At 45.0% G+C, this 12,921-nt stretch carries 14 protein-coding genes; 7 read left to right on the forward strand and 7 right to left on the reverse strand.

The window, feature by feature from the left end:
• The first annotated feature begins 15 nt into the window (after positions 1-15).
• From rbsK to HPC40_RS01595, 3 genes are all read left to right on the forward strand, one after another.
• The gene (gene rbsK / locus HPC40_RS01585; protein WP_208117732.1) at positions 16-963 is read left to right on the forward strand and encodes a ribokinase; all 948 of its coding nucleotides are present in this window, start codon (positions 16-18) and stop codon (positions 961-963) included.
• Positions 951-1,955, forward strand: coding sequence for a substrate-binding domain-containing protein (locus tag HPC40_RS01590; RefSeq protein WP_208117733.1), 1,005 nt, complete (start codon positions 951-953; stop codon positions 1,953-1,955). Before rbsK ends, HPC40_RS01590 begins: the two co-directional genes overlap by 13 nt.
• 89 nt (positions 1,956-2,044) lie before the next feature.
• Positions 2,045-2,305 carry a GlsB/YeaQ/YmgE family stress response membrane protein gene (locus HPC40_RS01595; RefSeq protein ID WP_208117734.1) on the forward strand — a complete coding sequence of 87 codons (261 nt, stop codon included), beginning with the start codon at positions 2,045-2,047 and terminating at the stop codon, positions 2,303-2,305.
• A gap of 57 nt (positions 2,306-2,362) precedes the next feature.
• Here HPC40_RS01595 and HPC40_RS01600 read toward each other — a convergent pair whose 3' ends face one another.
• A complete protein-coding gene (locus tag HPC40_RS01600; RefSeq protein WP_208117735.1) occupies positions 2,363-3,487 on the reverse strand; it encodes an N-acetylglucosamine-6-phosphate deacetylase in 1,125 nt (374 codons plus the stop codon).
• Positions 3,488-3,591: 104 nt separating this feature from the next.
• Positions 3,592-4,293, reverse strand: coding sequence for a bifunctional 2-polyprenyl-6-hydroxyphenol methylase/3-demethylubiquinol 3-O-methyltransferase UbiG (gene ubiG, locus HPC40_RS01605; protein WP_208117736.1), 702 nt, complete (start codon positions 4,291-4,293; stop codon positions 3,592-3,594).
• Positions 4,294-4,452: 159 nt separating this feature from the next.
• Here ubiG and HPC40_RS01610 point away from each other — a divergent pair, with 159 nt between their 5' ends.
• Genes HPC40_RS01610 through HPC40_RS01620 form a run of 3 tightly spaced genes read left to right on the forward strand, consistent with a single transcriptional unit; the run spans position 4,453 to position 7,720 of the window.
• Entirely contained in the window at positions 4,453-6,498 is a 2,046-nt protein-coding gene (locus HPC40_RS01610) for an HsdM family class I SAM-dependent methyltransferase (RefSeq protein WP_208117737.1), read from the forward strand.
• Positions 6,426-7,262 (forward strand): restriction endonuclease subunit S, encoded by an 837-nt coding sequence (locus HPC40_RS01615; RefSeq protein WP_208117738.1) that lies wholly within the window; start codon positions 6,426-6,428, stop codon positions 7,260-7,262. The genes HPC40_RS01610 and HPC40_RS01615 overlap by 73 nt, the downstream gene beginning before the upstream one ends.
• Positions 7,259-7,720, forward strand: a complete 462-nt coding sequence (locus tag HPC40_RS01620) for a hypothetical protein (protein ID WP_235972263.1) — start codon at positions 7,259-7,261, stop codon at positions 7,718-7,720. Before HPC40_RS01615 ends, HPC40_RS01620 begins: the two co-directional genes overlap by 4 nt.
• Before the next feature lie 73 nt (positions 7,721-7,793).
• Here the strand turns inward: HPC40_RS01620 and HPC40_RS01625 are convergent, their stop codons facing one another.
• Positions 7,794-8,396, reverse strand: a complete 603-nt coding sequence (locus tag HPC40_RS01625) for a peroxiredoxin C (RefSeq protein ID WP_208117739.1) — start codon at positions 8,394-8,396, stop codon at positions 7,794-7,796.
• A 204-nt stretch (positions 8,397-8,600) separates the two neighbouring features.
• On the opposite strand from HPC40_RS01625, the gene metC reads away from it, so the two are divergent.
• Positions 8,601-9,797: a cystathionine beta-lyase gene (gene metC / locus HPC40_RS01630; protein WP_208117740.1), complete on the forward strand. Its 1,197-nt coding sequence runs from the start codon at positions 8,601-8,603 to the stop codon at positions 9,795-9,797.
• Between the two features lie 36 nt (positions 9,798-9,833).
• Here the strand turns inward: metC and HPC40_RS01635 are convergent, their stop codons facing one another.
• From HPC40_RS01635 to pspB, 4 genes are read right to left on the reverse strand one after another with little or no spacing between them, the layout of a single operon-like run.
• On the reverse strand, positions 9,834-10,889 hold the full coding sequence (locus tag HPC40_RS01635) for a YcjF family protein (protein ID WP_208117741.1): 1,056 nt from the start codon (positions 10,887-10,889) through the stop codon (positions 9,834-9,836).
• Between the two features lies 1 nt (position 10,890).
• Positions 10,891-12,297 (reverse strand): YcjX family GTP-binding protein, encoded by a 1,407-nt coding sequence (locus HPC40_RS01640; RefSeq protein WP_208117742.1) that lies wholly within the window; start codon positions 12,295-12,297, stop codon positions 10,891-10,893.
• 2 nt (positions 12,298-12,299) lie between these two features.
• The gene (pspC, locus tag HPC40_RS01645) at positions 12,300-12,659 is read right to left on the reverse strand and encodes an envelope stress response membrane protein PspC (RefSeq protein WP_208117743.1); all 360 of its coding nucleotides are present in this window, start codon (positions 12,657-12,659) and stop codon (positions 12,300-12,302) included.
• Between the two features lie 13 nt (positions 12,660-12,672).
• A complete protein-coding gene (gene pspB / locus HPC40_RS01650; protein WP_208117744.1) occupies positions 12,673-12,909 on the reverse strand; it encodes an envelope stress response membrane protein PspB in 237 nt (78 codons plus the stop codon).
• Positions 12,910-12,921: the final 12 nt, after the last annotated feature.

Consider the following 12,921-nt stretch of genomic DNA (forward strand, 5'->3'; position numbering starts at 1 on the left):
TCTCAAGGAGCTAACATGAAAAAGCAAGCACACATCTGTGTATTGGGAAGTATCAATGTTGATCATATTATCAACGTACCGCACTTTGTTAAACCAGGGGAAACACTGCGTGGCCAGCACTATCATATTGCCTATGGCGGTAAAGGTGCAAATCAAGCCGTTGCCTGCGCCAGACTCGGGGCAAAAACTGATTTTATCGCATGTCTCGGTGATGACGCTATCGCACACGCGATGAAAAAAGCCTTTGAGAAAGATGGCATCACAACAGACTACATTCAAACGGTCAAAAACACGATGACAGGCATCGCCATGATCCAAGTTGCCCACTCTGGCGAAAACAGCATTGTGATTGCCTCTGGCGCAAATGCCGCGTTAGATAGCGATTTTGTTACCAAATGCCAAGCTGCTATTCATCATGCTGATGCGTTATTATTACAGTTAGAAACGCCATTAAGTGGCATCACGCAAGCCATTCATATTGCCAAACACCATAACACGAAAGTGATTCTCAACCCCGCCCCAGCTCAAGCTCTACCAGATGAATTACTTGCCCAGATTGACATTATCACGCCGAATGAAACTGAAGCGGAAATCCTAACAGGGATACACGTCCACGATCCATCCAGCGCACAAAATGCAGCAGATTATCTTCATCATAAAGGTATTAATATTGTCATGATCACACTAGGGGCGAAAGGTGTATTTCTCAGCATCTACAACCATCATGCAAGGTTAATTAAAGGTTTTAGAGTTGAAGCAAAAGATACCACAGCGGCTGGAGATACTTTTAACAGTGCATTTTTGACCGCACTTTTAGAACATGATAATCTTGATGAGGCGATTCGATTTGCACATGCTGCGGCGGCAATTTCTGTCACTCGAGCTGGTGCACAGCCTTCGATACCGACGCGTCAAGAAGTGAATACGTTTTTAACTAAAATGAATGCACCATGCCAACAATGAAAGATATTGCGAAACTGGCGCAGGTTTCGACCTCCACCGTTTCGCACGTAATGAATAATACACGTTATGTCAGCGATGAAGTGCGCCAAAAAGTCTTGCGTGTGGTTCAAGAATTAAACTACACACCATCATCACTGGCGCGTAGCCTCAAAATAAAAGAAACCAATACCATTGGCATGTTGGTTACCGCAAGCGATAATCCTTTTTTCAGCGAGATGATTCGCAGCGTTGAACGCTATTGTCAGCGTAATCACTATAATTTAATTCTCTCTTATACCGATGGCGATACACAACGCTTAAGCAAAAATGTCGATACGCTAATTCGCAAACAAATTGACGGCCTATTGCTAATGTGTTCTGAAAGTGACTGGAAAATTGATGAGCAATTATATCAACGCTTAACTTTGCCTATCGTTATTATGGATTGGTGGCCTACCCCACTTCGTGCAGATAAAATTCACGAAAATTCGGAATATGGCGGCTATTTAGCAACAAAAACGCTCATAGAACACGGACATACACACATTGCTATTATCACAGGAAATCTGAACAAATCAATCGCCCTCAATCGCTTACAAGGCTATAAAACCGCACTTTGTGAGTCGGGCATTGCACTTAATCACGCTTTGATTCTTGAAGGGGATTTCAGCGTAGAAAGTGGCATCAAAAATATGCACACACTCCTACAACAAAGCCCACGCCCAAGTGCAGTTTTTGCCTGCTCTGATACGATTGCTATTGGTGCTTATCACGCTATCTGGCAAGCTGGCTTACAGGTTGGAAAAGACATTTCCATCATTGGTTATGATGATATTCACATGACGCAATACCTCACCCCTCCCCTAAGCACCATTCATCAACCGAAAAACACCATGGCAAAAAATGCAGTGGAAATTTTATTAGATAAAATAAACCACCCACAGCGTGAAAATCGCATTATTCAATTTGAACCCATCCTTGTGCTACGAAATTCTATCTGCCAGCACAAATAATAAGTATAATTTTTTGCATTCTAACTAAATTATGCTATAAATATTATGTGATAAAGATCACATTTTTATAACATTGAAAGGAGAATACTATGGGCTGGATTGCCGCAATTATCGTGGGTGCTTTGATTGGTTGGATCGCAGAAAAATTGATGAAAAGCGATATGGGGCTGTTGATGAATATCATCATCGGAATCATTGGTTCTTCACTTGGCCGCTGGCTGTTTGGCACTATTCTTGGTTTTGACTCTGCGTATATGGCAGGGAGTTTCTCATTTGCAGGCTTATTCTTCGGCGTACTCGGTGCTGCCGTGCTGATTTGGATTTTACGCTTTTTCAAAATAATGAAATAACTGCACAAAAAAAACCGCACTTTTACTATAAAGTGCGGTTTGATTATCCGATTTTTATTATTGCCAATCCGCTAACGCGAATTCGCCATCGGTGAGATAAATCACATCATCCACATCACGCGCAACAATCGTTGCCAAATCGGCTCTGCCCACATAATGTGCAGGCGTTGACACTGCCATACGCAACGCACTACGAATATCAACGTGCATATAACGCACTGCATTTTGCACACATTGCAATAAATTAATATGCGCACCTGCAAGAGAACCGTGTTCGTTGACGAGGCGATCTTCTTTCACAAACACTTTCACGCCCATCAAGTCAAATTCTGTGATTTCTGGTGCGCCAATCGTGTGCATTGAATCCGTGACTAACATTAAATGGTGATCCCCTAGTAAACGATATGCTGTCGCTAAAGAATATGGGCTGCTGTGTACACCATCAGCAATAATGCCAGCATAAAGCCCCAAATCAGCAGCACAACCAATTGGTCCTGGATCACGCCCACTTAACGGACGCATAGCATTATAGAGGTGAGTAATCCCTGTCAGCCCTTCTGCACGCGCAGCCAGCAAATCTTCTGCTGTCGCCATGCTGTGAGCGAGATTAATTTGTGGAATAAATGGCTTAATTCGTGCAATTGTACCCGCTGGAACTTGATCTGGCGCAAGGGAAAGAATACTGTGTTGCAAATACTCGGCATATTTTTCATAACACGCAAAATCCTTTTCATCTGGAATGCGAATATAGCGGGGATTATGCGTCCCTTTTTTCTCTACACACAAAAATGGCCCTTCAAAATGTCCACCAACAAGCCCTTTCATGCCCGCTTTCACCAAATTTGCCACGCTGGCAATGGCTTGGTGATATTTCTCTTGGCTATCGGTAATAAAGGTCGGCAGCATTGCCACTGTACCGTATTGACGATGCCCCGCCAACACTTTGGACAATCCTTCATAATCGCACTGATCATTGACCAGCACACCGCCACCGCCATTGGCTTGGGTTTCCACAAACCCTGGGGTCAAAATGCCGCCCTTGAGGCGTTTGACTAGCGCCCCTTCTGGAACCGCACTTTCTGGCACGAGTTTCTGAGTTTTTCCCTCATCTACAACTAAAGCATAACCTTCTAACAGTGCGCCATTATCAAATACACGCGCACCAGCATAGTATTGAGCCATAACTGATCCTTAACATTACTGAATTGAGCTGACGATATTATGAACCTATTTTAGCAAATTTAATACGGAAAATAAGAAAATAAAACGTAATTTTAAAAGTGCGGTCACACTTTTGGTTTCAGTGCCATCATATAGTTTGCACTCACATCCTCATTCAGCCAAAACTGCCCTGAAAGTGGGTTATAGTGATAACCTCGCATATTCACGCATTGCAAGCGATTATCATCACACCACGCCAACAACTCAGCAGGCTTGATAAATTTGTCATAATCGTGCGTGCCTTTCGGCAACATTTTCAAAACATACTCCGCACCCAATACCACCAGCATCCACGCCTTAAAAGTGCGGTTAATCGTGGAAAAAAACAACACGCCATTTGGCTTAAGTAGCTGTTGACACGCACGCACAACCGCACTTGGGTCTGGCACATGTTCTAACATTTCCATACAGGTAATAACATCGAATTTCTCGCCTTGCTCAGCCACCAAGCTTTCAATCGTTTGCTGACGATAATCAATTTTCAGCCCTTGCATGCTGGCATGTTCACGAGCGATAGCAAGTGGCTGTGGCGACATATCAATACCCACCACCTGTGCTCCCAAGCGAGCCATGCTCTCACTCAAAATACCGCCCCCGCAGCCCACATCCAACACCCGCTTCCCGACAATCCCATCCGCATACTCGCAAATATAGTCCAATCGTTTCGGATTAAGGCGATGAATCGGCTTAAAATCCCCTTCTGGATCCCACCAACTCGCCGCCATTTTGTTAAACTTTTCCACTTCTGCTTGATCAACATTATCCATACTCAACGTCCCTCAACACCGCACTTTTACATGGTGCTAGTATAGCAAATTTTTGTGCAAGACCGCACTTGATAATCTGCTTGCAATGCACTGTTAAATAGGCTATAAACCTTGCAGTTTTATATAATATTCAGTATTACAAGCTGTTAAGGGCGTGCAATGGCAAATACAAGGCAAAAATGGAAATTAGAAACCGATGTGAACGACTGGGTTAAACAACAATTAAATACGCTCGGTTTAAAAAAACACACTGACTACAACGAAGAATCCGCCATGTCGGATTATCTGAAAGAAGCCTTGAAAGGCTCTGCCAAAACCAAAGACAAAACTGCCTTTGGTAAACCCGACTTTCACATCGAAAAATACGCTGTTCCCGTCATTATTGAAAACAAACTGTCTCTCAAAAAGTTGCTTGCTGAAACCAAAGACGGCATCAAAACAGACGACAAATCCATCAATGCCTATGCCGTTAACGGTGCCTTGCACTATGCGCGCAATATGATTGCCAGCAACAAATACAAAGAAGTGATTGCCATTGGCTGTGCGGGCGATGACAGCAGCAATATTGCTATCAAAGTCTATTACGTCTTTGGTAATGCCGAAAACGCCCATAAAGCGCTACCCACCGTTACCACGCTAGACTTTTTGGAAAACCAACAAAGTTTCGCCGAATTCTATCAAGCCGCCAAACTTAGCGAAGCCGATAAACACCGCATTCTCATCACCAGTCAGCAAAAACTCAAAGAATACGCCAAAAAGCTCAACAAACTGATGCACAACCACAACATCACAGCGCCGCAACGGGTGTTATATGTGTCAGGCATGTTGCTGGCGATGCAAGACATCAAAGACACAAACGACAACATCATTCAAGAAGGACTCACGCCAGACGATCTCAAAGGCACGCAAACCGCCAGCAAGCGTGATGGCATACTCATCTCTCAACAAATTAAGGAATATCTCACTGCAAAAAACATTCCTGAAACCAAAAAAAGTCTCATGCTTGCCTCATTCAGTGAAATCAGCAAAGACAGCCAGCGTGATGAAATCACGGAGCTCGATAAAGCCGTCAGCACGCTGCTTAAAGACAAAGCAAGCACCAACAAACAAATCTTCACCTTCATCTTTGAAAACATCTACCAATCCATTGATGGAATGGCTGGGCACATCGACATCATGGGTGAAATGTATTCCGAATTTCTCAAATACGCACTTGGCGACGGCAAAGAAATTGGCATTGTGCTGACCCCGCCATACGTCACCAAAATGATGGCACAAATCCTCAACATCGGCATGGATAACCGTGTGCTCGACCTTGCCACTGGTTCGGCTGGCTTCTTAATTAGCGCTATGGAGCTGATGATCGAACAAGCCGAAAATAAACACGGCAGACACACCACCGCCGCACAAAAGAAAATCCACACCATCAAAACCGAACAACTGCTTGGCATCGAACTCAACGCCGAAATGTACACCCTCGCCGCCACCAACATGATTTTACGCGGCGACGGCTCGAGCAAAATTGAAAAAGGCAGCGCCTTCAACCGCCCCGAAAATCTATTTACCGATTTCAAAGCCGACCGCATTTTGCTCAATCCCCCTTTTAGCTTTGAAGAAAACGGCATGCCCTTCATCGCGCACGGGCTGGATAAACTGCAAAAAGGCGGACTGGGCGCAATTATCATTCAAGACAGCGCAGGCAGCTGCAAAGCCGTTAACACCAATCAGAAAATGTTGAAAAAACACACTCTGCTCGCCAGCATTAAAATGCCAACCGACCTCTTTCAACCCATGGCAGGCGTGCAAACCAGTATTTATGTTTTCCAAGCGCACACACCGCATGACTTTGAAAGATCAGTCAAATTCATCGACTTTCGCAACGATGGCTACAAACGCACCGAACGCAGCCTAAATGAAATCGACTCGCCCAACGCGCGCTACCAAGACATCATCAAAATCTACAAAGCCGGTCTTGCGGCGAAAGTCCACGAAGGGCTATGGCATTTAAACGACATCTATGTTGAAGACTTCATCACCGATAGCGGCGCCGACTGGAACTTTGACCAACACAAAAAAATTGACACCCGCCCGACGCTTGCCGATTTCAAAAAAACTGTCAGTGAGTATCTCGCGTGGGAGGTCTCGAATATCTTAAAAGGACAAAATACGGAAAATGCCAAACTGGGAAAGCGGAAACCCACTTAACCGCACAATTACAAGCAGTTAAGTGGGGCGAATTTAAAATTGGGGATTTGTTTGAAATAGAAACATCAGCTAAACGCTTTGATGCCAATAAAATTACGCTCTCTGAAACAGGCTATCCCTATGTTGTCCGCACCTCACAAAATAACGGCATTAAAGGCTACCTGAAAGAAAACGAATGCTATTTAAATGATGGCAATACCATATCGCTTGGACAAGATACCGCCACCGTTTTTTATCAAAAAACCCCCTATTTTACGGGTGATAAAATTAAAATTGTCAAAGCCAAAACAGGATTTTTGAGTGCTAAAAATGCTCAATTTATTTTGACGCTGATGGAAAAAACGTTCAGCACCTTTTCATGGGGTAGCTCAAGTTTTAACGTAGAAATTTTAAGCAAGCAAAAAATCCAACTTCCCTTGAAACACGGTATTGAATACCAACCCTTGAGGCCGTCTGAAAAAACCGATTTCAGCGGAGAAAATGCCGATACAGACCACCAAAGTGCGGTTGACAAAGCCTATCAAGATTATATCAATCAAATTGATTTTGAATTTATCGAGCGCTTCGTCGCGGAGCTCGAAGCACTCCGCGTCGCGGAGCTCGAAGCGTATTTGCTCGCCACAGGGCTCACAAATACGCAACTTTCTGCTAGTGAGCAGAAAGTAATTGACGAGTTCGCATCAGATATGGTAGGGGGGGTAGAGCATGGCAAAAATTCCGTTTCGACCAAATATTCAACCAAATCAAACAAGGCAGAAGATTGAAAAAAGAAGACCAACTTTCAGGTAGCCTCCCCTTTGTTATGGCAGGCACAACCAATACGGGCGTGGTCAACTACATATCCAACCCCGTTGCCAGTTTTCCCACTAACGCCATTACCGTTGATATTTTTGGCAATACGTTTTATCGCAATTATGCCTTTGGTGCAGGCGATGATACGGGCGTTTACTGGCATGATAAAAATCATTACACCAAAGAAACCATGCTATTTTTCACCGCTGCCATGAGCCGAACATTAGCAGGACGTTTCTCATACGGTAAAAAACTCCGTAGTTCACAAAGTTTAGATATTGAAATGTGGCTGCCTGAAAAAAACGGCGCACCCGACTACGACTACATGCAAACCCTAATTTCTGCCGTGCAAAAATTGGTTATTAAAGACGTTGTCGCTTACGCCGACGCCAAAATCGCCGCCACTAAAGCCGTGATTAATAGGGCATAAATGTGCGGTCAACCGCACTTTCCTTCACGCACAAAAAAACCACGCCTTGGCGTGGTTTTTAAATGTTTGACGATTATAGGTCGTTGGCGTTTTTCTTGAGGTATGCCGCAACGCCGTCTGGGTTGTCTTTCATACCTTCTTTGCCTTTCGCCCATTGTGCTGGGCACACTTCGCCGTGTTCTTCGTGGAATTGAAGTGCGTCAACCATACGCAACATTTCGTCAATGTTACGACCTAATGGTAAGTCATTAACCACTTGGTGGCGAACCACGCCGTTTTTGTCGATAAGGAATGAGGCACGTAATGCCACGCCCGCTTCTGGGTGCTCAATGCCGAATGCTTTGGCGATGTCGTGACGCACGTCAGCAACGAGTGGATATTGCACTTCACCGATACCGCCTTTGTCGGTCGGAGTTTTACGCCATGCGTTGTGGGTAAATTGTGAGTCGATTGAAATACCAATCACTTCCACGCCACGATCTTGGAATTCTTTATAACGGTGGTCGAATGCGATTAGCTCAGATGGGCACACAAAGGTGAAGTCAAGTGGGTAAAAGAATACCACTGCTGCACGGCCTGCAACGTGTTTTTTGAAGTTGAAGTTATCAACAATTTCACCATTGCCTAATACAGCAGACGCTGTAAAATCAGGGGCTTGACGAGTAACTAAAACCATAATTTCTCCTGTTTTAACGTAAGTTTGGCTTGCGCCTTGAGAAAAGCATTGCTGCTTTATATCAAATCATTATACCGCACTTTTGATCAAAAATCCCTACACGAAATCTATTTTAGCAATAGATTTTTCCAATTAACCGCCAATCCTTGCACAATGGAAAATTAACGATTATTGTAATGCTATGATGTTGCAAAAGAGGTATTTATGCAAGAGAAAAAAACAAGTCAACTAGCAACCAGCGTGGTGCATGCTGGGCGTGATAAACGTTACACGCAAAGTGCGGTCAACCCTGTGGTGCAACGTGCGTCATCACTGACCTTTGAAAGCCTTGCACAAAAAAAAGAGGCGACCAAAAATCGTGCGAACAAAGCGTTATTTTATGGACGCCGTGGCACGTTGACCCATTTTGCACTGCAAGATGCCATGTGTGAACTGGAAGGTGGTGCGGGTTGTTACCTGTTCCCCTGTGGGGCTGCGGCGGTAACCAACACGATTTTAGCGTTTGTGAAAAGCGGTGATCACCTGCTTGTCAGTGGTGCCGCCTACGAGCCAACCCAAGAATTTTGCCAGCAAGTGCTCGCACGTTTTAACGTATCAACCACCTTTTATGACCCGATGGATGGGGCTGAGATTGCCAAGCTAATTCGCCCTGAAACCAGGGTGCTTTTTTTAGAATCGCCAAGCTCCCTTACTCTTGAAGTGCCTGATATTCCTGCGATTGTGCAAGCGGCACGAGCGGTCAATCCTGAGATTGTCATTATTATGGATAATACATGGGCGGCGGGTGTACTCTTCCCTGCACTAAAATTCGGGGTCGATATTTCTGTTCAAGCGGGCACCAAATATTTGGTGGGGCATTCTGATGTAATGATCGGTACTGCTGTGGCTAATGCGCGCACATGGGATACCTTGCGTGAGCAGGCCTATTTAATGGGGCAAATGGCAGACGCCGATAGTGCTTACACCACCTTGCGTGGGCTGCGCACCTTAAAAGTGCGGTTAGCACAACATGAAAAGAACAGCCTAGCCGTTGCCAAATGGCTCAGTGAAAGAGAGGAAGTCGCACGCGTATTTCACCCCGCTATGCCAAGCTGCCCAGGGCATAGCTGCTTCAAACGTGATTTTATCGGGGCTAGTGGGCTATTCTCATTTGAATTAAACCGCACGTTAACTCATGAAGAGCTTGAACGCTTTTTCGATCACTTTTCACTGTTCACGATGGCGTACTCGTGGGGCGGATTTGAATCGTTGATTTTATACAATCAACCAAGCGAAATTGCCCGTATCCGCCCAGGCATTACACGCACACTGCAAGGCACCTTAATCCGTGTTCATATCGGGTTAGAAGATGTCGACGATCTGATCGCCGATCTTGACCGTGCTTTTGCACGCATTCAATAAGCCAAACCGCACTTTTCATACAAAGTGCGGTCGAGTTTAACGATATTCGTGCTCGCTGACCGCACTTTTATTGTGTTTGAACATGGTATCTTTAATCACGCCCAAAAGCTCTTGATGGATAATGCTCAAGCGTGGTTTCTCATCAGGCATAAACGCCAATGGGCGGCAAAATTCCATGGTTTTGATGCCTAATCGCGCAGTCAACAAGCCTACCCCCAAGCCTTGCGCTGCACGGGCAGAGAGTTTCGCCATAAGATCTTTTGACAGCCAATCCATGCCAATTTCATGCACTAATTCCGTCGCCCCCGCAAATGCCATATTCACCAGCACCATGCGCAATAGACGAATGCGGCTAAAATAGCCAAGCTCAATGCCGTAGAGCTTAGCAATGCGGTTGATTAATGCCAAATTACGCCACGCCACAAACAGCACATCCACAATCGCCAGCGGGCTGACTGCCACAATCACAGCCGATTCCGCCGCACTTTTGCTCACTAATTTGCGAGCTTGTTTATCAAGATCACGCAAAATGTTCTGCGAAAATAAAAAACGCACTTCCGTTGCACTATGCTCATCGCTGACTTGCTCTTGCCAACGTAACACACGAGCATCGTCGGGGGAAAGTTGCATATTGTGAATAATGGCATGGCATAGCCTGCGTGCTTGTTCATTATCGGCACCAAGTGCGGTCGGGGCATGCAAAAGTTGTTCACTTTCCTGCTGTATTTGGGCACGGCGACGTAAGGTGCGTAACCGCCAATATTCACGCCAAAGTGCGGTTAATCCTAGGCAAACTACGCCGAAAGTCACGATCGCAAACACCAGTGTGATCCATTGATTATGAGAATAACTATCAATAATCCACTGCACCGATTGCGCCACCGTCGCCCCTAAAAAAAGAACAATAATCGCACTGACGAGGCGTTTCCACCAGCGTGGCTTAGGCGTTGCAATCCGTTCAAATTGTGTTTCGATTGGTGTTTCATCACTCAAATCGGGCGTAACTTTTGCTGCCTCAAACTCTTTTTTTGCCTTAAAATCGTCCGTTTTGTGTTCATTATCGGCTGGCAACGTAAAATATTTTTTATCCATATCACTCCAACTTATCGGCAAGCAAAAACTGTAATACACTATCCATACGCAAGTGCGGTATGCGTTCGCCATCAATCAGTGCTTGCGGTTCAAATTGATCAAATTCAAAATGGTTCTTTTCCCAAAAGTCGGCTGTCGGCAGACGCGCTGGCACGCTTCCTGGAAACACAACAACTGGCTTGCCATCTCGGCTGCGTACTCCCTGCAATGCTTTCATTTTTTCGCCGCCCTCTTCCACTAATACTGGCGTGGTGGCACGCACGGCGGCAATGGCCGCGTAATCATTCTCAACGCCAATAAAATTCATATGCTGCCCGCCCTCTTGCATTAATTGTCGCATTAACGCCACTAAATTTGGGATTTGATCGGCGGTAATGTGATCCGCTTTGCTTGCCACAAACAGCAATTTGTCTATTTGTGGCGAAAATAATCGGCTTAATAAAGAGCGTTGCCCGTAGTGAAAATTACTGAATAATTGCCGCAGACTTTCTTTCGTTTCCATAAACGCTTGTTGACTATAATTCAAGGGCGTTAAACAATCTGCTAAAATAATTTGACGATCAAACTGACTAAAATAGCGTTCGTAAAAGCCTTTAACAATCGTGTTACGGTAATACTCATAGCGTTTTTTGAGTATTGAAAAATAGCTATGCTTATCGCTTTTTTCATAGGCTTGCCACTGTGCTTCGCTCAATGTTAGCAGAGGAAAAAACTGCAACGCTGGTGCACCTTGCAATTCGCCTGGCAGGACAAAATGCCCTGGCTGAATATAATGCAATCCCTGTGCTTTACACTGGTGGAGAAAATCGGTGTAAAGCCCCGCCAATGTCGCCAGCACGTCTTCATTCGCCTTTGCACTTAAATCAAGCTGCTCAACCGCACTTTGCCATTTTTCACCGAGCGTAAGACGCACGCCTGAATGTATAGTTTGTAGGCTTTGCGACCACGCTTTAAAATCGAGCCCCAGTAAAGGTAAATCCAACAGCCACTCGCCAGGATAATCTAAGATATTGAGATATAACGTGCTTTCTGATTTAACATGACGTAATAAACTTTTGCTATGACGGTAGCGAATAGCAAGGCGAATAGCACTAATGCCCCGTGTGGACTGACACCACTGTGGTGGATTTTGCCGCAAACTTGCCATATTCGCTTCATAATCAAAGCGTGGGATACTCAAATTTTCTTGTTCCACGCGTTTAACGGCTACAATATCACCACGCCGTGCGGGTGCAAAAAACGGTAAATGAGCCCCATTCGTCTGATTTAAAGTCAACAGTTGGTTGACCAGGCTGGTGATAAAGGCCGTTTTACCACTTTGGCTTAATCCCGTGACCGCAAGATTTAACGAACGGTCAAGCCCTCGGTTGACGAAATCTTCCACTTCACGTTGCAGTTTGCTTAACATAATTAGGCGTTCTCTGATCTAAAGTGCGATGAATTAACATAATTTTCCAGCGTACTGACACGCTGTTTCAGGCTAGAAAGTTGCATCTCAAGCTCAGCAAGTTTGGCATGACTTGCCTGCCCACCCGCCAATGGAGTGCCGTTGAATAGCTGCTGAGAGTAAGGTTGTTCAAAATAGTGATCGGGGGCTTTTTCAAGCATAAATACGCCGGCAAGATAGGCCAATGGCACAAAGAAAAATCCACCAAATAAAAATAATACCACAGCAATCGTGCGTACAACCCATATTTCCAAGCCCGATGATTTCGCAATGCCAGCACATACTCCGGCAATCATACCTTGTTGTGGGTAACGATATAACATAAATCCTCCTGCCTTATTGCGTTTCACGCCAATGGGGTTGGTGATAATCCAATAACGCCTCAAGATTTTCCACCCGCGTACGCAGAGCTTTGCACTCCCGTTGAAGTGCGGTGAGCTGGTTTAAGTCTTCTTGGCTTACCCCCAAATTGATATGCTGCTTACCTTTATAATGGCGATATAACCACAGCGGTAGTACCATTAGGCAGCCAATAAACGCAATGACCGACAATGCGAGAATGTTAAAAATCATTGCAACTCCTCC

The organism is Spirabiliibacterium falconis, from assembly GCF_014885015.1.
GTDB classification, from domain to species: domain Bacteria; phylum Pseudomonadota; class Gammaproteobacteria; order Enterobacterales; family Pasteurellaceae; genus Spirabiliibacterium; species Spirabiliibacterium falconis.